The organism is Variovorax sp. OV084 (assembly GCF_900111625.1).
Taxonomy (GTDB): domain Bacteria; phylum Pseudomonadota; class Gammaproteobacteria; order Burkholderiales; family Burkholderiaceae_C; genus Variovorax.
Map to the genome: position 1 here is coordinate 78,952 of NZ_FOII01000014.1, position 19,397 is coordinate 98,348.

At 63.7% G+C, this 19,397-nt stretch carries 19 protein-coding genes and 1 tRNA gene; all 20 read left to right on the plus strand.

Annotated elements, in window-relative coordinates; all coding sequences use genetic code 11:
* Positions 1-25 precede the first annotated feature (25 nt).
* The 20 genes from BMW87_RS26380 (at position 26) to BMW87_RS26475 (ending at position 19,373) form a co-directional block, all read left to right on the plus strand.
* The gene (locus BMW87_RS26380) at positions 26-961 is read left to right on the plus strand and encodes a DMT family transporter (protein WP_371258859.1); all 936 of its coding nucleotides are present in this window, start codon (positions 26-28) and stop codon (positions 959-961) included.
* An 88-nt stretch (positions 962-1,049) separates the two neighbouring features.
* A complete protein-coding gene (gene rpsO / locus BMW87_RS26385) occupies positions 1,050-1,316 on the plus strand; it encodes a 30S ribosomal protein S15 (RefSeq protein WP_007837783.1) in 267 nt (88 codons plus the stop codon).
* A gap of 206 nt (positions 1,317-1,522) precedes the next feature.
* Entirely contained in the window at positions 1,523-3,826 is a 2,304-nt protein-coding gene (gene pnp / locus BMW87_RS26390) for a polyribonucleotide nucleotidyltransferase (RefSeq protein ID WP_093057854.1), read from the plus strand.
* Positions 3,827-3,916: 90 nt separating this feature from the next.
* Complete coding sequence (locus BMW87_RS26395; RefSeq protein ID WP_093079902.1) at positions 3,917-4,915, plus strand: NAD(P)H-quinone oxidoreductase; 999 nt, start codon at positions 3,917-3,919, stop codon at positions 4,913-4,915.
* On the plus strand, positions 4,909-5,697 hold the full coding sequence (gene tpiA / locus BMW87_RS26400; protein ID WP_093079905.1) for a triose-phosphate isomerase: 789 nt from the start codon (positions 4,909-4,911) through the stop codon (positions 5,695-5,697). Before BMW87_RS26395 ends, tpiA begins: the two co-directional genes overlap by 7 nt.
* A gap of 36 nt (positions 5,698-5,733) precedes the next feature.
* A complete protein-coding gene (gene secG, locus BMW87_RS26405; RefSeq protein WP_093079907.1) occupies positions 5,734-6,135 on the plus strand; it encodes a preprotein translocase subunit SecG in 402 nt (133 codons plus the stop codon).
* 119 nt (positions 6,136-6,254) lie between these two features.
* Positions 6,255-6,339, plus strand: a tRNA-Leu gene (locus BMW87_RS26410).
* Positions 6,340-6,406: 67 nt separating this feature from the next.
* The gene (locus tag BMW87_RS26415) at positions 6,407-6,766 is read left to right on the plus strand and encodes an NADH-quinone oxidoreductase subunit A (RefSeq protein WP_012748607.1); all 360 of its coding nucleotides are present in this window, start codon (positions 6,407-6,409) and stop codon (positions 6,764-6,766) included.
* 12 nt (positions 6,767-6,778) lie between these two features.
* The gene (locus BMW87_RS26420; protein ID WP_007837763.1) at positions 6,779-7,258 is read left to right on the plus strand and encodes a NuoB/complex I 20 kDa subunit family protein; all 480 of its coding nucleotides are present in this window, start codon (positions 6,779-6,781) and stop codon (positions 7,256-7,258) included.
* Between the two features lie 13 nt (positions 7,259-7,271).
* A complete protein-coding gene (locus BMW87_RS26425) occupies positions 7,272-7,883 on the plus strand; it encodes an NADH-quinone oxidoreductase subunit C (protein ID WP_093057850.1) in 612 nt (203 codons plus the stop codon).
* A gap of 1 nt (position 7,884) precedes the next feature.
* A complete protein-coding gene (locus BMW87_RS26430) occupies positions 7,885-9,138 on the plus strand; it encodes an NADH-quinone oxidoreductase subunit D (RefSeq protein WP_093057849.1) in 1,254 nt (417 codons plus the stop codon).
* A 10-nt stretch (positions 9,139-9,148) separates the two neighbouring features.
* On the plus strand, positions 9,149-9,688 hold the full coding sequence (gene nuoE / locus BMW87_RS26435; RefSeq protein WP_093079910.1) for an NADH-quinone oxidoreductase subunit NuoE family protein: 540 nt from the start codon (positions 9,149-9,151) through the stop codon (positions 9,686-9,688).
* Complete coding sequence (gene nuoF, locus BMW87_RS26440) at positions 9,688-11,028, plus strand: NADH-quinone oxidoreductase subunit NuoF (protein ID WP_093057847.1); 1,341 nt, start codon at positions 9,688-9,690, stop codon at positions 11,026-11,028. Before nuoE ends, nuoF begins: the two co-directional genes overlap by 1 nt.
* Before the next feature lie 20 nt (positions 11,029-11,048).
* A complete protein-coding gene (nuoG, locus tag BMW87_RS26445) occupies positions 11,049-13,220 on the plus strand; it encodes an NADH-quinone oxidoreductase subunit NuoG (protein ID WP_093079912.1) in 2,172 nt (723 codons plus the stop codon).
* Entirely contained in the window at positions 13,217-14,296 is a 1,080-nt protein-coding gene (gene nuoH / locus BMW87_RS26450) for an NADH-quinone oxidoreductase subunit NuoH (protein WP_371127400.1), read from the plus strand. The genes nuoG and nuoH overlap by 4 nt, the downstream gene beginning before the upstream one ends.
* A gap of 17 nt (positions 14,297-14,313) precedes the next feature.
* A complete protein-coding gene (gene nuoI, locus BMW87_RS26455; protein ID WP_042579825.1) occupies positions 14,314-14,835 on the plus strand; it encodes an NADH-quinone oxidoreductase subunit NuoI in 522 nt (173 codons plus the stop codon).
* Between the two features lie 38 nt (positions 14,836-14,873).
* The gene (locus BMW87_RS26460) at positions 14,874-15,524 is read left to right on the plus strand and encodes an NADH-quinone oxidoreductase subunit J (RefSeq protein ID WP_093057845.1); all 651 of its coding nucleotides are present in this window, start codon (positions 14,874-14,876) and stop codon (positions 15,522-15,524) included.
* The gene (nuoK, locus tag BMW87_RS26465; protein ID WP_019653383.1) at positions 15,521-15,829 is read left to right on the plus strand and encodes an NADH-quinone oxidoreductase subunit NuoK; all 309 of its coding nucleotides are present in this window, start codon (positions 15,521-15,523) and stop codon (positions 15,827-15,829) included. The genes BMW87_RS26460 and nuoK overlap by 4 nt, the downstream gene beginning before the upstream one ends.
* Before the next feature lie 7 nt (positions 15,830-15,836).
* Positions 15,837-17,870 (plus strand): NADH-quinone oxidoreductase subunit L, encoded by a 2,034-nt coding sequence (gene nuoL, locus BMW87_RS26470; protein WP_093057844.1) that lies wholly within the window; start codon positions 15,837-15,839, stop codon positions 17,868-17,870.
* Between the two features lie 24 nt (positions 17,871-17,894).
* On the plus strand, positions 17,895-19,373 hold the full coding sequence (locus tag BMW87_RS26475; protein ID WP_093079915.1) for an NADH-quinone oxidoreductase subunit M: 1,479 nt from the start codon (positions 17,895-17,897) through the stop codon (positions 19,371-19,373).
* Positions 19,374-19,397: the final 24 nt, after the last annotated feature.

Consider the following 19,397-nt stretch of genomic DNA (forward strand, 5'->3'; position numbering starts at 1 on the left):
TCTCGAAAGCGAAAGGTCCGGCATGTTGTCGCAACGGTTGAAGGGGATGGCACTGTGCGCGCTGGCGATGGTCACGGTCGGCAGCACGGTGGTGGCCAGCAAGGTCATCGCGGGCGGGCTGCCGCCGTTCACCGCGACCGCGCTGCGGTTCGCGATGGCGCTGCCGGTGTTCCTGGTGCTGCTGCGGCTGACCCGCACGCCGTGGCCGCGGCCCGGCCGGCAGGATCTGGCGCTGCTGGTGTGCCAGGCGGGGCTGGGGAGCGTGGGCTACACCGTGCTGCTGATCCTTGGCGTGCGCTGGGCACCGGCGGCCAGTGCGGGCGTGGTGGCGGGCACCTTGCCTGCTGTGGCGGCGCTGGTGGCGGTGATTGCGCTGCGCGAGCGGCCGGGGCGGTTTCTGGTGGGCAGCATCGTGCTGGCGACGGCGGGGGTGCTGGCGATCAGCTGGCCCGGGGCGGGCCAGGCTTCGGCGGGGGACTCAAAATCCCCGGCGGCGCTGATCGGCAACCTGCTGGTTTTGGGCGCGGTGGTTTGCGAGGCGATGTTCATCCTGCTCAACAAACGCCTGCGGGTGCCGGTGCGTCCGCTGGCGCTGTCGACGCTGATGACGGCCTTCGGGTTGCTCCTGTCACTGGTACCAGCGCTGTTCGAGCGAGCCTGGGAGCACCCCTTGCCGGCGGAGGCGCTGGCCGGCGTCGCCTACTACGCGTTGGTGCCAACGGTGCTGGGCTTCGTGCTGTGGTTTGCCGGATCGTCCCGGCTGCGCGGGGCTGAAGCAGCGCTTTTTACCGCCGTTTTGCCGGTCTCGGCGCTGGCGCTGGCCGCGCTCTGGCTGGGCGAAAGCATCAGCCTGGCGCAGATCGGCGGGGCAGCCTGCGTGCTGGGCGCCGTGGGGCTGGCTTCGCTCGATGGAAGGCCCCCAAAGAGGCCTGAAAGCCCGATCAGGACGGTCGGGCTATAATTCCAAGGCTTTGCATGCCGCAAGGCGCACGGTGGGTGCAGTTCCAGCGCACACCGCAAGTCAAACATCCCGGAACAAGGAAATCAACATGATCGCAGCCTCCATCAAGGCAGAAGTTGTCAAGGACAACGCCCGCGCCGCCAACGACACCGGCAGCCCCGAAGTGCAAGTCGCACTGCTGACCGCCCGCATCAACGAGCTCACCCCCCACTTCAAGACGCACGCCAAGGACCACCACGGCCGTCGCGGCCTGCTGCGCATGGTGAGCCGCCGCCGCAAGCTCCTCGACTACCTCAAGTCCAAGGACGCCGACCGTTACACCGCGCTGATCGCCAAGCTGGGTCTGCGCAAGTAAATCGAATCGCATGAAAAAACGCCTGGGTTAGTCCGCTAGCTCAGGCGTTTTTTACTTCGCGATCCACTTTCGGAGTGCCCAAACAGAGCGAAGCTGTGTCATTCCAATGAAGTTCGCCCCGAGCTTCGCTGGAATGGCATCGTGTTCTGAGAAGCCTCCGTCTCTTGCGGGCTCTGTGTAGTCCGCTATCAAAACAGGAGCAAAACATGAGCCTCTTCAACAAAGTCACCAAGTCGTTCCAATGGGGCGACAAGACCGTCGTCATGGAAACGGGTGAAATCGCCCGCCAGGCCAGCGGCGCCGTGCTCGTCGACATCGACGGCACCGTCATCCTCGCGACCGTGGTTGCCTCCAAGTCGGCCAAGGCCGGCCAGGACTTCTTCCCGCTGACCGTCGACTACATCGAGAAGACCTACGCCGCGGGCAAGATCCCCGGCAGCTTCTTCAAGCGCGAAGCCAAGCCCAGCGAACACGAAACGCTGACCAGCCGCCTGATCGACCGCCCGATCCGCCCGCTGTTCCCCGAAGGCTTCCTGAACGAAGTACATGTGGTCATCCACACCGTGTCGCTCAACCCCGAAGTCGATGCCGACATCGCCGCCATGATCGGCGTGAGCGCTGCGCTGTCGATCTCCGGCGTGCCGTTCAACGGCCCGATCGGTGCAGCCCGCGTGGGCTACATCAACGGCCAGTACGTGCTGAATCCGGGCCAGACGGCTCGCAAGGATTCGCAGATGGACCTCGTCGTTGCCGGCACGCAATCCGCCGTGCTGATGGTCGAATCCGAAGCCCTGCAGCTCAGCGAAGAAATCATGTTGGGCGGCGTGGTGTTCGGCCACGAGCAAGCCAACATCGCCATCAACGCGATCCATGAACTCGTGCGTGACGCCGGCAAGCCGGTGTGGGACTGGAAGGCTCCCGCCGAAGACGAAGCCTTCGTCGCCAAGGTCAAGGGCCTGGCCGAAGACAAGCTGCGCGCCGTCTATCAAATTCGCAGCAAGCAAGCCCGTACGCAAGCCCTGCGCGAAGCCAACGCCAGCGTGCTCGAGGCACTGAAGGCCGAAGGCGCCGAGTTCGACTCCGGCAAGGTCAGTGACCTGCTGTTCGCCATCGAATCGAAGATCGTGCGCAGCCAGATCCTGTCGGGCGAGCCCCGCATCGACGGCCGCGACACGCGCACCGTGCGTCCCATCGAAATCCGCAACTCGGTGCTGCCCCGCACCCACGGTTCGGCGCTGTTCACGCGCGGTGAAACCCAGGCGCTGGTCATCACCACGCTCGGCACCGAACGCGACGCACAGCGCATCGACGCGCTGGCCGGCGAATACGAAGACCGTTTCCTGTTCCACTACAACATGCCTCCCTTTGCCACCGGCGAAGTGGGCCGCATGGGCTCGACCAAGCGCCGCGAAATCGGCCACGGCCGCCTGGCCAAGCGCGCGCTCGTCGCCGTGTTGCCGAACAAGGAAGAATTCCCGTACACGGTTCGCGTGGTGTCGGAAATCACCGAGTCGAACGGCTCGTCGTCGATGGCTTCGGTCTGCGGCGGCTGCCTCTCGATGATGGACGCCGGCGTGCCCATGAAGGCGCACGTGGCCGGCATCGCCATGGGCCTGATCAAGGAAGACAACCGCTTCGCGGTGCTGACCGACATCCTGGGCGACGAAGATCACCTGGGCGACATGGACTTCAAGGTTGCGGGTACCACCAACGGTATCACCGCGCTGCAGATGGACATCAAGATCCAGGGCATCACCAAGGAAATCATGCAGGTCGCACTGGCACAGGCCAAGGAAGCGCGCATGCACATCCTGGGCAAGATGCAGGAAGCCATGGGCGAGGCCAAGGCCGAAGTCTCCAGCTTCGCACCGCGCCTGACCACGCTGAAGATCAACCCCGAGAAGATCCGCGACGTGATCGGCAAGGGCGGCTCGGTCATCCGTGGCCTGCAGGAAGAAACCGGCACGACGATCAACATCGACGAAGACGGCACCATCACCATCGCTTCGACCGATCCGGAAAAGGCCGAGCTGGCCAAGAAGCGCATCGAGCAGATCACGGCCGAAGTCGAAATCGGCAAGGTCTACGAAGGCCCGGTCACCAAGATCCTGGACTTCGGTGCGCTCATCAACCTGCTGCCCGGCAAGGACGGCCTGCTGCACATCAGCCAGATTGCGCACGAACGCGTCGAGAAGGTGACCGACTATCTGAGCGAAGGCCAGATCGTCAAGGTCAAGGTTCTGGAAACGGACGAGAAGGGCCGCGTCAAGCTGTCCATGAAGGCCTTGACCGAGCGTCCGGCCGGCATGGAATACAGCGAGCGCCCGCCGCGCGAAGACCGCGGTGACCGTGGCGAGCGCCGTGACCGTGGCGATCGCGGCGACCGCGGTGGTGACCGTGGCGAGCGCGCACCGCGCTTCAACAACGAGCAACAGCAGCCGCGCAACGAGCAGCCGCAGGCTCCGGCCGGCGAGCAGCAGCAACAAGCCCCGCGCGAGCCTCAGGAGTAAGAAGGGCGCAACGGCGGTCCTCCGGCTGCCGTTGCTATCTTTTGAACATCAAGCTTCGCCCCATCTGCGGGCGTTGGAGGCCGAAAGACCATGAAAGCCATTGAAATCACTTCGTACGGTGCCCCCGAGGTGCTGCGCGTTGCGCAGCGTCCCGACCCGGTGGCGGGCGTGGGCGAACTGCTGATCCGTGTGGCGGCAAGTGGCGTCAATCGCCCGGACGTGCTGCAGCGCAAGGGGCACTACCCCGTGCCGCCGGGCGCTTCCGATCTGCCGGGCCTCGAAGTGGCCGGCGAGATCGTCTCGGGTGACGCTGCGGCGCTGGCCGAGGCGGGCTTCAAGGTTGGTGACCGTGTCTGTGCGCTGATCGCCGGTGGCGGCTATGCCGAGCTGTGCGTGGCGCCCGTGGCGCAATGCCTGCCGGTGCCCAAGGGCTGGAGCGACATCGATGCAGCTTCGCTGCCCGAAACCTTCTTCACCGTCTGGAGCAATGTGTTTGACCGCGGCCGCCTGCAAAAGGGCGAGACGCTGCTGATCCAGGGCGGCTCGAGCGGCATCGGCGTCACGGCGATCCAGATCGCCAAGGCGCTCGGTGCGACCGTGATCGTCACGGCCGGCAGCGACGACAAGTGCGAAGCCTGCCTGAAGCTCGGCGCCGACCATGCCATCAACTACCGCACGAGCGACTTCGTCGAAGAGGCGAAGAAGCTCACTGGTGGCAAGGGTGTGGACGTGGTGCTCGACATGGTTGCCGGCGACTACGTGGCGCGCGAGATCGAGTGCCTGGCCGAAGATGGCCGGCTCGTGATCATCGCGGTGCAGGGCGGCGTGAAGAGCGAGATCAATGCGGGCCTCGTGCTGCGCAGGCGGCTCACGATCACCGGCTCGACGCTGCGTCCGCGGCCGGTGGCGTTCAAGGGCGCCATTGCCAAGGCCCTGCGCGAGAAGGTGTGGCCGCTGCTGGAAAGCGGCGCAATCAAGCCCGTGATCCACAGCATCTTTGCGGCGGCGGGCGAGCCCAGCGGCGCAGCCCAGGCTCACGCGCTGATGGAATCGAACCAGCACATCGGCAAGATCGTGCTGACATGGTGAGTGACAAGAAGAACGCGATGACGACCAAGAAGAAACTGATCGCTGGCAACTGGAAGATGAACGGCAGCCTGGCTGCCAACGAGGCGCTGGTGAAGGCCTTGCAACAAGGCCTGGCCGCAAGTCCGGCGGCTTGCGATGTGGCGCTGTGCGCGCCCGCGCCGTACTTCGCGCAACTGCAGTCGCTGCTGGCGGGTTCGCCGGCACTGGCACTGGGCGCGCAGGACATTTCGGCTCATCTGCAAGGCGCCTTCACCGGCGAGCAATCGGCGGCGATGCTGAAGGACTTCGGCGTGCGCTATGCCATCGTCGGTCACTCCGAGCGTCGGCAATACCATGGCGAGACCGATGAAGCGGTCGCGGCCAAGACGGCGGCAGCGCTGGCCAATGGCATCACGCCGATCGTCTGTGTCGGCGAAACGCTGGCACAGCGCGAAGCAGGGCAGACCGAAGAAGTCGTCAAGCGTCAGTTGGCAGCGGTCATTCATGTGAACGGTCATTGCATCAGCGAGATCGTCGTGGCGTACGAGCCTGTCTGGGCCATCGGTACGGGCAAGACGGCCACGCCGGAGCAGGCGCAAGCGGTGCACGCGGTGCTGCGCGCGCAGTTGCATCACGCAGCGAGCGAGCATGCCGCCGGCATCCAGATTCTTTATGGCGGCAGCATGAATGCCGCCAACGCCGCAGAACTGCTGGCGCAGGCCGACATCGATGGCGGCCTCATCGGTGGCGCTTCGCTCAAGGCGCCCGATTTTCTGCAGATCATTTCCGCCGCTGCGCGCTGAACGCGCAACGGCTGTATCACTTAGGAGTAAGAACGAATGAACCTGGTCCTCAATCTACTGGTCGGTGTGCAGATGCTGACGGCCCTCGCAATGATCGGCCTGATCCTGATCCAGCACGGCAAGGGCGCCGACATGGGCGCGGCCTTCGGCAGCGGAAGTGCCGGCAGCCTGTTCGGTGCCAGCGGCAGTGCCAACTTCCTCTCGCGCACCACGGCTGTGCTTGCTGCGGTGTTCTTCGCATGCACGCTGCTGCTGGCCTATTTCAGCCACGCGCGTCCTGCGGGCGGCGGCAGTCTTCTGGAGCGCGCTGCAGTGGGTGCGCCGGCCACGCCGGCTTCTGGTGCAGCGAGTGAAATTCCTGGTGCGGCGGCTCCCAGTACGCCTGCTTCGGCTCCTGCTGCCCCGGTTTCGGGCGCGGGTCAGATTCCGAGCAAGTAATCAACTCGTTTTCATGAGTTGCCTGTGAGAAATGGCTTCATTTCAGGGTAAACTCTAAATCTGTTCGGAAAGCCAAATGCCTCTTGCAGGTACCTCATGCCATCCGAGCAGCAAAAACCGCGGTCGTGGTGAAATTGGTAGACACGCTATCTTGAGGGGGTAGTGGCGAAAGCTGTGCGAGTTCGAGTCTCGCCGACCGCACCAAATCTCATCGGCAGAAAGCCTCATCCAGGGGCTTCTCTTGCCGGTGGCAAGCGGTGAAAAACTCTCGATGAATCTCGACTCCTACCTCCCCGTCCTTTTGTTCATTCTGGTCGGAGTCGGCGTAGGCGTCGCCCCTCAGGTCATCGGATACATTCTCGGCCCCAACAGGCCCGACGCCGCAAAGAACGCTCCCTACGAGTGTGGCTTTGAAGCCTTCGAGGACGCACGCATGAAGTTCGACGTGCGCTACTACCTCGTTGCGATTCTCTTCATCCTGTTCGACCTCGAAATTGCCTTTCTCTTTCCGTGGGCCATTGCGCTCAAGGAGATCGGTGCTGTCGGCTTCTGGGCCATGATGATCTTTCTCGCCATCCTCGTCGTGGGCTTCGCCTACGAGTGGAAAAAAGGCGCGCTCGACTGGGAATGACAAGGAATCACGATGGCCATTGAAGGCGTTCTCAAAGAAGGTTTCGTCACCACCACCTACGACTCGGTGGTGAATTGGGCGAAGACCGGATCTCTCTGGCCGATGACCTTCGGCCTCGCATGCTGTGCGGTGGAAATGATGCACGCGGGCGCCGCCCGCTACGACATCGATCGTTTCGGCATGCTGTTTCGCCCCAGCCCGCGTCAGTCCGATCTGATGATCGTGGCCGGCACGCTGTGCAACAAGATGGCTCCGGCCTTGCGCAAGGTCTATGACCAGATGCCCGAGCCGCGCTGGGTGCTGTCGATGGGTTCGTGCGCGAATGGCGGTGGTTACTACCACTACAGCTATTCCGTCGTGCGCGGCTGCGACCGCATCGTGCCGGTCGATGTCTACGTTCCGGGTTGCCCGCCCACCGCCGAGGCTTTGCTCTACGGCGTGATCCAGTTGCAGCAGAAGATTCGCCGCACCAACACCATTGCCCGCGCCTGAGGGATTGCCGACGATGACTGACTTTGCAATTTCGCCGGAGGTGCTGCGCGCCACCATCGCCGAGACGCTCGGCGCCAAGGCCAAGAGCGTGACGCTCGCCCTGGAAGAGGTGACCGTGGTGGTCGGCGCTGCCGACTACATAGAAGCCGCCTTGCTGCTGCGCGATGCGCCCGGCTGCCGCTTCGAGCAGCTGATCGACCTCTGCGGCATGGACTACTCCGACTACCGCGAAGGTGAGTGGCAGGGCGAACGCTACTGCGTCGTCACGCACCTGCTGTCGGTAAGCCTCAACCAGCGCGTGCGCCTGAAGGTGTTCGCGCCGAATGAAGACCTGCCTGTGGTCGATTCGCTGCAGCCCGTCTGGAATGCCGCCACCTGGTTCGAGCGCGAAGCCTTCGACCTCTACGGCATCGTGTTCGACGGTCACGACGACCTGCGCCGCATCTTGACCGACTACGGCTTCATCGGCCATCCGTTCCGCAAGGACTTCCCGGTGTCGGGTCACGTCGAGATGCGTTACGACGAAGAACAGAAGCGCGTGGTCTACCAGCCGGTTTCCATCGAGCCGCGCGAAATCACCCCGCGCGTGATCCGCGAAGACAACTACGGCGGCGGTTTGCACTGATATGGCCGAAATCAAGAACTACACACTCAACTTCGGTCCCCAGCACCCTGCGGCACACGGCGTGCTGCGCCTGGTGCTCGAGCTGGACGGCGAAGTGATCCAGCGCGCCGACCCTCACATCGGCCTGCTGCACCGCGCGACCGAGAAGCTTGCCGAATCGCGCACCTTCATCCAGTCGCTGCCGTACATGGACCGTCTCGACTACGTGTCGATGATGAGCAACGAGCACGCGTACTGCCTTGCCATCGAGCGGATGATGGGCCTCGAAGTGCCGATCCGCGCGCAGTACATCCGCGTGATGTTCGCCGAGATCACCCGCCTGCTGAACCACCTGCTGTGGCTCGGTGCGCACGGTCTGGATTGCGGTGCGATGAACATGCTCATCTACTGCTTCCGCGAGCGCGAAGACCTGTTCGACATGTACGAGGCCGTGTCCGGTGCGCGCATGCACGCGGCGTACTTCCGTCCGGGTGGCGTCTACCGCGACCTGCCGGATGCAATGCCGCAGTACAAGGTCAGCAAGATCAAGAACGCGAAGGCTATCGAGAAGCTCAACGAGAACCGCCAGGGCTCGTTGCTCGACTTCGTCGACGACTTCTGCAAGCGCTTCCCGAAGATGGTCGACGAGTACGAGACGCTGCTCACCGACAACCGCATCTGGAAGCAGCGCACCGTGGGCATCGGCGTGGTCACGCCGGAGCGCGCGCTGAACCTCGGCTTTACCGGCCCCATGCTGCGCGGCTCGGGCATCGAATGGGACCTGCGCAAGAAGCAGCCCTACGACGTCTACGACCAGATGCAGTTCGACGTGCCCGTCGGCAAGACCGGCGACTGCTACGACCGCTACCTGGTCCGCGTCGAAGAGATGCGCCAGGCCAACAAGATCATCCAGCAGTGCTCGGCCTGGCTGCGTGCCAACCCCGGCCCTGTCATCACTGACAACCACAAGGTCGCCGCGCCCGCGCGCGAATCGATGAAGGCGAACATGGAGGAGCTGATCCACCATTTCAAGCTCTTCACCGAAGGCTTCCACGTGCCCGAAGGCGAAGCGTATGCCGCCGTCGAGCATCCGAAGGGCGAGTTCGGCATCTATCTCGTGAGCGACGGCGCCAACAAGCCGTACCGCCTGAAGATCCGCGCCCCTGGTTTCCCGCACCTCGCCGCCCTCGACGAAATGTCGCGCGGTCACATGATCGCCGACGCTGTCGCGGTGATCGGCACGATGGACATCGTGTTCGGCGAGATCGACAGGTGAGAAAGAGCGAATGACGACTTCCTCGACCCACCATGACGCGGCGCCCTCGGCGCCGTTGAAGACTACGATCCTCGAGCGCTTTGCGCGCGAGGTCGCCAAGTACCCCGAAGCAGGCAAGCAATCCGCCGTGATGGCCTGCCTCGCCATCGTCCAGCAGGACGAGGGCTACGTCAGCCTGCAGCGCGAGCGCGAGATTGCCGAGTACCTCGGCATGGCGCCCATCGCCGTGCATGAAGTGACGACCTTCTACAACATGTACAACCAGCATCCGGTGGGCAAGTTCAAGCTCAACGTGTGCACCAACCTGCCTTGCCAGCTGCGCGATGGCGTCACCGCCCTCGTGCACCTCGAGAAGAAGCTCGGCATCAAGATGGGCGAGACTACGGCCGACGGCCTGTTCACGCTGCAGCAGAGCGAATGCCTGGGCGCCTGCGCCGATTCGCCCGTGATGCTGGTCAACGACCGTACCATGTGCAGCTTCATGAGCAACGAGAAGCTCGACCAGCTCATCGAAGGCCTGCGCGGTTCCACCAAAGGGGAGGCTGCCTGATGTCACCCGAACAAGTGCTCCAGCAGTTCCAGGCGACGGGCGTCCAGACCTGCTTCCATGACCGTCACATCGAGCCGCAGATCTATGCGGGCCTTGACGGCACCAACTGGCGTCTGGCCGACTACGAGGCGCGCGGCGGCTACCAGGCGCTGCGCAAGATCCTCACCGAGGGCCTCACGCCCGACCAGGTGATCGCCGAAGTCAAGGCCTCGGGCCTGCGCGGCCGTGGCGGCGCCGGTTTCCCGACCGGCCTGAAGTGGAGCTTCATGCCCCGCCAGTTCCCGGGCCAGAAGTACCTCGTCTGCAATTCGGACGAAGGCGAACCGGGCACGTGCAAGGACCGCGACATCCTGCAGTTCAACCCGCACATCGTGATCGAAGGCATGGCCATCGCCGCGTATGCGATGGGCATCAGCGTGGGCTACAACTACATCCACGGCGAGATCTTCCAGAGCTACGACCGTTTCGAGGAAGCCCTCGAAGAAGCGCGCGCCGCCGGCTACCTCGGCGACAAGATCATGGGCAGCACGTACAACTTCCAGTTGCACGCCGCCCACGGCTTCGGCGCCTACATCTGCGGCGAAGAAACCGCGCTGCTCGAATCGCTCGAAGGCAAGAAGGGCCAGCCGCGCTTCAAGCCGCCGTTCCCGGCCAGCTTCGGCCTGTACGGCAAGCCGACCACCATCAACAACACCGAGACCTTCGCGGCGGTGCCCTGGATCATCCGCAACGGTGGTCCGGCTTACCTCGAATGCGGCAAGCCCAACAACGGCGGTACCAAGATCTACTCGGTGAGCGGTGACGTCGAGCTGCCCGGCAACTACGAAGTGCCCATGGGCACGCCGTTCTCCAAGCTCCTCGAGCTGGCCGGCGGCGTGCGCAAGGGCCGCACGCTGAAGGCCGTGATTCCCGGCGGATCGTCGGCGCCGGTGCTGCCGGCCGACATCATGATGGCCTGCACCATGGACTACGACTCCATCGCCAAGGCCGGCTCCATGCTCGGTTCGGGCGCGGTGATCGTCATGGACGACAGCCGCTCGATGGTCGAGTCGCTCAAGCGCCTCTCGTACTTCTACATGCACGAGTCCTGCGGCCAGTGCACGCCGTGCCGCGAAGGCACGGGCTGGCTCTACCGCGTGGTGGACCGCATCCACAACGGCCAGGGCAAGCCCAGCGACCTGCAACTGCTGGACTCCGTCGCCGGCGACATCATGGGCCGCACCATCTGTGCGCTCGGCGATGCGGCAGCGATGCCGGTGCGCGCCATGATCAAGCACTTCCGTCACGAGTTCGAAGCCCTGATCCCGGGCTACGTTCCGACGGCGCCCGTCAAGGCCTGAGCGCGAGAAGAAACATACTCATGATCGAAATCGAACTCGACGGCAAGAAGGTCGAAGTGACCGAAGGCAGCATGGTGATGCATGCGGCCGACAAGGCGGGCACGTACATCCCGCACTTCTGCTATCACAAGAAACTCAGCATCGCGGCCAACTGCCGCATGTGCCTCGTCGACGTGGAAAAAGCGCCCAAGCCGATGCCGGCCTGTGCCACGCCCGTCACGCAGGGCATGATCGTCCGCACCAAGAGCGAAAAGGCCATCAAGGCGCAGCAGTCGGTCATGGAGTTCCTCCTGATCAACCATCCGCTGGATTGCCCCATCTGCGACCAGGGCGGCGAATGCCAGCTGCAGGACCTGGCCGTTGGCTACGGCGGTTCTTCTTCGCGCTACGAAGAAGAAAAGCGCGTCGTGTTCCACAAGGACGTGGGCCCGCTGATCAGCATGGAAGAAATGAGCCGCTGCATCCATTGCACGCGCTGCGTCCGCTTTGGCCAGGAAGTGGCCGGCGTGATGGAGCTCGGCATGTCGCACCGCGGCGAGCACTCCGAAATCGAAACCTTCCTCGGCGACTCGGTCGACTCCGAACTGTCGGGCAACATGATCGACATCTGTCCGGTCGGCGCGCTCACGAGCAAGCCCTTCCGCTACAGCGCCCGCACCTGGGAACTGTCGCGCCGCAAGTCGGTGAGCCCGCACGACTCCACCGGCGCCAACCTGATCGTCCAGGTCAAGAACAACCGCGTGATGCGCGTGGTGCCGCTCGAGAACGAAGACGTCAACGAATGCTGGATTGCCGACCGCGACCGCTTCTCGTATGAAGCGCTCAATGGCCCGGAACGCCTGACGCAGCCCATGCTGAAGCAGGGCGGCCAGTGGCAGCAGGTCGACTGGCAGACGGCGCTCGAGTACGTTGCCAATGGCCTCAAGCAGATCAAGGCCGACCACGGCGCGCAAAGCATCGGCACGCTGGTCAGCCCGCACAGCACGCTCGAGGAGCTGCAGCTCGCAGCCTTGCTCACGCGTGAACTCGGCAGCGACAACATCGACTACCGCCTGCGCAACGCCGAATTCACGGCCTTCGAAGGCGTGCGCTGGCTCGGCACCTCGATCGCTTCGCTCACGCAAGTGCAGCGCGCGCTGGTCGTCGGCTCGAACCTGCGCAAGGAACATCCGCTGTTTGCACAGCGCATCCGCCAGGCCGTGCGCAAGGGCGCCGCGCTGTCGGTGATCACCTCGGCCAGCCTGATGGCTGCTCGCGACGCCTGGGCCATCGACGTGGCGCAGTCGTCCATCGTTGAAGCCGACCAATGGGTCGAGGCGCTGGCCGCAGTTGCTGCCGCCATCGGCCAGACCAATGGCGCAGCCGCGCCCCTGGCACCGAAGAACGCGCCTGACGCCGCCGCGCAAGCCATCGCAGCTTCGCTGCTGAGCGGTGAACGCAAGGCCATCCTGCTCGGCAATGCAGCTGCCCACCACGCACAAGCCAGCAGCCTGCTGGCCCTGGCGAACTGGATCGGTGCGCAGACTGGCGCCACCGTCGGCTACCTGACCGAAGCCGCCAACACCGTTGGCGCGCAGATCGTCGGCGCTTTCCCGAAGAACGGCGGCCTCGATGCCGGCCGCATGCTCGCCGCCGGTTCCGGCCTGAAGGCTGTGATGCTGCTGAACACCGAGCCGGTGTTCGACTCGGCCGCTGGCGCCGCCGCTGCCGATGTCATCGGCAATGCGCAAATGGTCGTCACGCTGAGCCCCTTCAAGGCCAACCTCGAGTTCAGCGACGTGCTGCTCCCGATCGCTCCTTTCACCGAAACCCCCGGTACCTTCGTCAATGCCGAAGGCCGCCTGCAAGGTTTCCATGCCGTCGTGAAGCCGCAAGGCGAAACGCGCCCGGCGTGGAAGGTGCTGCGCGTGCTGGCCAACCTGCTGGGCCTGCCCGGCTTCGCGTTCGAATCGACCACCGAGGTGCTGGCCACCATCGGTGACAAGGGCGCGGTGCCGGCGAATGCGCTGAACAATGCCACCTCCGCCAATGCCGTCGCTTCCAGCGGTGCAACTGCTGCACCCGTGGTCGCGAGCATCTACCAGCTCGACTCGATCGTGCGCCGCGCACCGTCGCTGCAACTGACTGCCGACGCGCGCAATGCATCGGCTGGATCGAACGTGTCGGCGCGTGCCGAGGAGGCACTGGCATGATCGTCGACACCATTCATGGCTTCGGCCAGGGGCTGGTTGCCGCAGGCTGGTGGACCGCTGTGGTCTGGCCCCTTATCTGGACGCTGATCAAGATCATCGTGGTCGTGATCCCGCTGATGCTGGCTGTGGCGTACCTCACGCTGTGGGAGCGCAAGGCCATCGGCTTCACGCAGATCCGCATCGGCCCGAACCGCATCGGACCGCTGGGCCTGCTCCAGCCGATCGCCGACGCGCTCAAGCTGATGACCAAGGAAATCATTCTTCCGACGGTCGCCAACAAGGGCCTGTTCCTGCTGGGCCCGATCATGACCATCATGCCGGCGCTCGCCGCATGGGCCGTGATTCCCTTCGGCCCCGACGTGGCGCTGGCCAACATCAACGCCGGCCTGCTGTTCGTTATGGCCATCACCTCCCTCGAGGTGTACGGCGTGATCATCGCCGGCTGGGCCTCGAATTCGAAGTACGCCTTCCTGGGCGCGCTGCGTGCCTCGGCACAGATGGTGAGCTACGAAATCGCGATGGGCTTCTGCTTCGTCGTGGTGCTGATGGTCACCGGCAGCCTGAACATGAGCGAGATCGTGAACGTCCAAGGCAAGGGCATGTTCGCCAACATGGGCGTCGGCTTCCTGTCGTGGAACTGGCTGCCGCTGCTGCCGATCTTCGTCGTGTACTTCATCTCGGGCCTGGCCGAGACCAACCGCCACCCGTTCGACGTGGTGGAAGGCGAGTCCGAAATCGTTGCCGGCCACATGATCGAGTACTCGGGCATGAGCTTCGCGATGTTCTTCCTGGCCGAGTACGCCAACATGTGGCTCGTCTCGATCCTGACCGTCGTGCTGTTCCTCGGCGGATGGCTGCCGCCGTTCGAATTCCTGAGCATCATTCCGGGCTGGATCTGGCTGGGCCTCAAGACCTTCTGCGTGGTCACCATGTTCCTGTGGGTGCGTTCGACGTTCCCGCGCTTCCGCTATGACCAGATCATGCGTCTGGGCTGGAAGATCTTCATTCCCGTCACCCTCGTGTGGCTGGTCGTGGTCGGTGGCTGGATGCAGACGCCGTTCAACATCTGGAAATAACAGGAAGCGCCAACATCATGTCTGCTGCGCACACCGCAACACCGTCCGCGCCGTTCTCGCTCAAGGACTTCCTGGGCAGCTTCATGCTGTTCGAGCTGTTCAAGGGCCTGGCCATTACCGGCAAGTACGCCTTTGCCCGCAAGATCACGGTGCAGTTCCCCGAAGAGAAGACGCCGCTGTCGCCGCGATTCCGCGGCCTGCACGCGCTGCGCCGCTATGAAAACGGCGAAGAGCGCTGCATTGCCTGTAAGCTCTGCGAGGCTGTCTGCCCGGCGCTGGCCATCACCATCGAATCGGATGTGCGCGACGACGGCTCGCGCCGCACCACGCGCTACGACATCGACCTGACCAAGTGCATCTTCTGCGGCTTCTGCGAAGAGAGCTGCCCGGTCGACTCGATCGTCGAGACGCACATCTTCGAATACCACGGCGAAAAGCGCGGCGACCTGTACTTCACCAAGGACATGCTGCTGGCCGTGGGCGATCGCTACGAAAAAGAAATCGCAGCGAACAAGGCGGCTGACGCCAAGTACCGCTGATTCCGACCAGCCCGAACCCCGTACCAATTCGAATTCCAATGGACGTCAAGACCGGTCTGTTCTATCTGTTTGCCGTGGTGCTGCTGTTTGCAGCGTTCCGCGTCATCACCGCCCGCAACCCCGTGTACGCCGCTCTGTACCTGGTTCTGGCCTTCTTCCAGGCATCGGCCATCTGGCTGCTGCTGCGCGCCGAGTTCCTCGCGATCTCGCTCGTGCTGGTGTATGTCGGCGCCGTGATGGTGCTCTTCCTGTTCGTGGTGATGATGCTGGACATCAACGTCGACGGCTTGCGGGAGGGCTTCTGGAAGCACTTTCCGCTGGCGGCAGGCGTGGGCGCGCTGATTGCGCTCGAAATGGCGGCCGTGCTCATGGGCGGCTTCCGCCTCGGCGAGCCGCGCGCTGCTGCCGGTGCGTTGGGGGCCAACACTTCCAATACGCTCGAACTCGGCAAGCTGCTCTACTCCGAATACCTCTACCCGCTGGAAATTGCCGCGGTCATCCTGCTCGTGGCCATCGTGGCCGCCATCGCGTTGACGCTGCGCACCCGCAAGGACAGCAAGTACGTCAACCCGGCCGACCAGGTGCGCGTGAAGGCGCGCGACCGCGTGCGCATCGTGCAGATGCCGGCAACGCGTGCTGCCGAGCCTGTGGTTGAAGCTGCGGACGCTGCAAAGGAAAACAAGGCATGACGCTCACGCTCGGACACTTTCTTTCGCTCGGCGCGATGCTCTTCGCGCTGTCCGTGATCGGCATCTTCCTGAACCGCAAGAACCTGATCGTCCTGCTGATGGCCATCGAGCTGATGCTGCTCGCGGTCAACATGAACTTCGTGGCGTTCTCGCACTTCCTGGGCGACATGCACGGCCAGATCTTCGTGTTCTTCATCCTGACGGTGGCCGCGGCCGAGTCGGCCATCGGGCTGGCGCTGCTGGTTCTGCTGTTCCGCAACAAGTCGAACATCAACGTCGACGAACTCAACTCGCTCAAGGGTTGAAAGCAACATGAGCGCAACCCTTTCCGCATCCACCTTGCTGGCCGTGCCGCTGGCACCCCTGGTCGGCGCCGCTGTCGCCGGCCTGTTCGGCACCAAGTTCGGCGGCAATCACATCGGCCGCAAGGTCACGCACTCGCTGACCATCCTGGGCGTGCTGGTCGCCTTCATCATCTCGGCCATGACGCTCAAGAGCGTGGTGGCCGACGGCGCCCGCTTCAACGAAACCATCTATGAATGGATGGTCGTGGGCGGCCTGAAGATGGAAGTCGGCTTCATGGTCGACGGCCTCACCGCCATGATGATGTGCGTCGTGACCTTCGTGTCGCTGATGGTCCACATCTACACCATCGGCTACATGGAAGAAGACGACGGCTACAACCGCTTCTTCGCGTACATCTCGCTGTTCACCTTCTCGATGCTGATGCTCGTCATGAGCAACAACATGCTCCAGCTGTTCTTCGGCTGGGAAGCGGTGGGCCTGGTGTCGTACCTGCTGATCGGTTTCTGGTTCAACAAGCCGACCGCGATCTTCGCGAACATGAAGGCCTTCCTGGTCAACCGTGTGGGCGACTTCGGCTTCATCCTCGGCATCGGCCTGATCGCCGCCTACGCCGGCACGCTGAACTACACCGAGGCCTTTGCCAAGGCCGGCACGCTGGCCGGCATCACGTTCCCGGGCACCGAGTGGATGCTCATCACCGTGATCTGCATCTGCCTGTTCATCGGCGCGATGGGCAAGAGTGCCCAGTTCCCGCTGCACGTGTGGCTGCCCGACTCGATGGAAGGCCCGACGCCCATCTCCGCGCTGATCCACGCGGCAACGATGGTGACGGCCGGCATCTTCATGGTGGCGCGCATGTCGCCACTGTTCGAGCTGAGCGACACGGCACTGAGCTTCATCCTCGTGATCGGCGCCATCACCGCGCTGTTCATGGGCTTCCTGGGCATCATCCAGAACGACATCAAGCGCGTGGTCGCGTACTCGACGCTCTCGCAGCTCGGCTACATGACGGTGGCGCTCGGTGCCTCGGCCTACTCGGTCGCGGTGTTCCACCTGATGACGCACGCGTTCTTCAAGGCGCTGCTGTTCCTCGGCGCCGGCTCGGTGATCATCGGCATGCACCATAACCAGGACATCCGCTGGATGGGCGGTGTGCGCAAGTACATGCCGATCACCTGGATCACCTCGCTGCTGGGTTCGCTCGCGCTGATCGGCACGCCGTTCTTTGCCGGCTTCTACTCGAAGGACAGCATCATCGAAGCGGTGCACGAAAGCCACCTGTGGGGCGCGAACTTCGCGTACTACGCGGTGCTGGCCGGCGTGTTCATCACGGCGTTCTATTCGTTCCGCATGTACTTCCTGGTCTTCCACGGCAAGGAACGCTACGACCAGAACCCCGATGCGCACCATGACGACCATGGCCACGGTCATGACGATCATGGTCACGGCCATGACCAGAAGCCGCACGAATCGCCTTGGGTCGTCTGGCTGCCGCTGGTGCTGCTGGCCATCCCCTCGGTGGTGATCGGCTTCATGACGATCGAGCCGATGCTGTTCGGCGAGTTCTTCAAGAACGCGATCGTCGTGGACGGCACCAGGCACCACGCCATGAAGGAACTGGAAGAAGCCTTCCACGGCCCGGTGGCCATGGCCATCCACGGCCTGCAGGCTGCGCCGTTCTGGCTGGCGCTGGCTGGCGTGGTCCTGTCCTGGTACATGTACATGATCAACCCGGCGCTGCCGGCTGCGATCAAGCGCGCCTGCGGCCCGATCTACCGCCTGCTCGAGAACAAGTACTACATGGACTGGTTCAACGAGAACGTCATTGCCCGCGCCACGCGCGCGCTTGGCACCGGCCTGTGGAAGGGTGGCGACCAGGCCCTGATCGACGGAGCCGTCGTCAACGGTTCGTGGAAAGTGATCGGCCGGATTTCGGGTGTGGTGCGCTGGATGCAGTCTGGCTACATCTACCACTACGCCTTCGCGATGCTGCTCGGCATCTTCATCCTGATGACGTACTTCGTCTGGTTCAAACGCTGAGCCTAGCGCTGGAGAAAAAGAAAAATGGGTTTGTTGAGCCTTGCCATCTGGGTGCCGATCGCATTCGGCGCCGTGCTGCTGGCGTTTGGCCGTGACGAGCATGCCAAGGGCGTGCGCTGGGTCGCGCTAGTCGGTGCCATCGTGAGCTTCCTGGTCACGGTGCCGCTGTTCACGCGTTTCCAGAACGGCACTGCCGCGATGCAGTTCGTCGAAAAGACGGGCTGGATCGCACGCTTCAACGTCAACTACCACCTCGGGATCGACGGCCTGTCGCTCTGGCTGGTGCTGCTGACGTCGTTCATCACGGTCGTCGTCGTGATCTCGGCCTGGGAAGTGATCACCGAGCGCGTGAACCAGTACATGGGCGCGTTCCTGATCCTGTCGGGCTTCATGATCGGCGTGTTCTCCGCGCTCGACGGCGTGCTGTTCTACGTGTTCTTCGAAGCCACGCTGATCCCGATGTACCTGATCATCGGCATCTGGGGCGGCCCGAACAAGATCTACGCGGCGTTCAAGTTCTTCCTGTACACCTTGCTCGGCTCGCTGCTGATGCTGGTTGCGCTGATCTTCCTGTACAACAAGTCGGGCGGCAGCTTCGACATCCTGGCCTGGCACAAGCTGCCGCTGGGTTCGACCGCGCAGACCTTCCTGTTCTTCGCCTTCTTCGCGGCCTTCGCCGTGAAGGTGCCGATGTGGCCGGTGCACACCTGGCTGCCCGACGTGCACGTCGAGGCGCCCACCGGTGGCTCCGCCGTGCTGGCCGCGATCATGCTGAAGCTGGGCGCCTATGGCTTCCTGCGCTTCTCGATGCCCATCGCGCCCGATGCCTCGCACGAATGGGCCTGGCTCATGATCGCGCTGTCGCTGATCGCCGTGATCTACGTCGGCTTGGTGGCGCTGGTGCAGCAGGACATGAAGAAGCTGGTGGCCTACTCGTCGGTCGCCCACATGGGCTTCGTGACGCTCGGCTTCTTCATCTTCAACGAGCTCGGCGTGTCCGGCGGCATCGTGCAGATGATTGCGCACGGTTTCGTGTCGGGCGCCATGTTCCTGGGCATCGGCGTGCTGTACGACCGCGTGCACTCGCGCCAGATCGCCGATTACGGCGGCGTGGTCAACACCATGCCCAAGTTCGCCGCGTTCGCGCTGCTGTTCGCCATGGCCAATTGCGGCCTGCCGGGCACCGCCGGTTTCGTGGGCGAGTGGATGGTGATCCTGGGCGCCGTGAAGGCCAACTTCTGGATCGGCCTCGGCGCCGCCACCGCGCTGATTTTCGGCGCGGCCTACACCCTCTGGATGTACAAGCGCGTGTACCTGGGTCCGGTCGGTAACGACCACGTCAAGGAACTCAGCGACATCAACGCCCGCGAGTTCCTGATGCTGGCACTGCTGGCCATCGCTGTGCTGTGGATGGGCCTGTTCCCGAAGCCGTTCACCGACGCGATGAACGCCTCGGTGACCGAGCTCCTGCGCCACGTGGCAGTTTCGAAGCTGCCTTCCTGATGCCACGCTGAAGAAGAGAACGAG

Coding starts and splice junctions, on each gene's coding strand:
- BMW87_RS26415 (WP_012748607.1), top strand. CDS start 6,407: ATGAATCTCGACTCCTACCTCCCCGTCCTTTTGTTCATTCTGGTCGGA.
- pnp (WP_093057854.1), top strand. CDS start 1,523: ATGAGCCTCTTCAACAAAGTCACCAAGTCGTTCCAATGGGGCGACAAG.
- nuoL (WP_093057844.1), top strand. CDS start 15,837: ATGAGCGCAACCCTTTCCGCATCCACCTTGCTGGCCGTGCCGCTGGCA.
- BMW87_RS26475 (WP_093079915.1), top strand. CDS start 17,895: ATGGGTTTGTTGAGCCTTGCCATCTGGGTGCCGATCGCATTCGGCGCC.
- BMW87_RS26425 (WP_093057850.1), top strand. CDS start 7,272: ATGACTGACTTTGCAATTTCGCCGGAGGTGCTGCGCGCCACCATCGCC.
- BMW87_RS26460 (WP_093057845.1), top strand. CDS start 14,874: ATGGACGTCAAGACCGGTCTGTTCTATCTGTTTGCCGTGGTGCTGCTG.
- nuoH (WP_371127400.1), top strand. CDS start 13,217: ATGATCGTCGACACCATTCATGGCTTCGGCCAGGGGCTGGTTGCCGCA.
- nuoG (WP_093079912.1), top strand. CDS start 11,049: ATGATCGAAATCGAACTCGACGGCAAGAAGGTCGAAGTGACCGAAGGC.
- nuoE (WP_093079910.1), top strand. CDS start 9,149: ATGACGACTTCCTCGACCCACCATGACGCGGCGCCCTCGGCGCCGTTG.
- BMW87_RS26395 (WP_093079902.1), top strand. CDS start 3,917: ATGAAAGCCATTGAAATCACTTCGTACGGTGCCCCCGAGGTGCTGCGC.
- rpsO (WP_007837783.1), top strand. CDS start 1,050: ATGATCGCAGCCTCCATCAAGGCAGAAGTTGTCAAGGACAACGCCCGC.
- BMW87_RS26430 (WP_093057849.1), top strand. CDS start 7,885: ATGGCCGAAATCAAGAACTACACACTCAACTTCGGTCCCCAGCACCCT.
- nuoF (WP_093057847.1), top strand. CDS start 9,688: ATGTCACCCGAACAAGTGCTCCAGCAGTTCCAGGCGACGGGCGTCCAG.
- tpiA (WP_093079905.1), top strand. CDS start 4,909: ATGGTGAGTGACAAGAAGAACGCGATGACGACCAAGAAGAAACTGATC.
- nuoI (WP_042579825.1), top strand. CDS start 14,314: ATGTCTGCTGCGCACACCGCAACACCGTCCGCGCCGTTCTCGCTCAAG.
- nuoK (WP_019653383.1), top strand. CDS start 15,521: ATGACGCTCACGCTCGGACACTTTCTTTCGCTCGGCGCGATGCTCTTC.
- secG (WP_093079907.1), top strand. CDS start 5,734: ATGAACCTGGTCCTCAATCTACTGGTCGGTGTGCAGATGCTGACGGCC.
- BMW87_RS26420 (WP_007837763.1), top strand. CDS start 6,779: ATGGCCATTGAAGGCGTTCTCAAAGAAGGTTTCGTCACCACCACCTAC.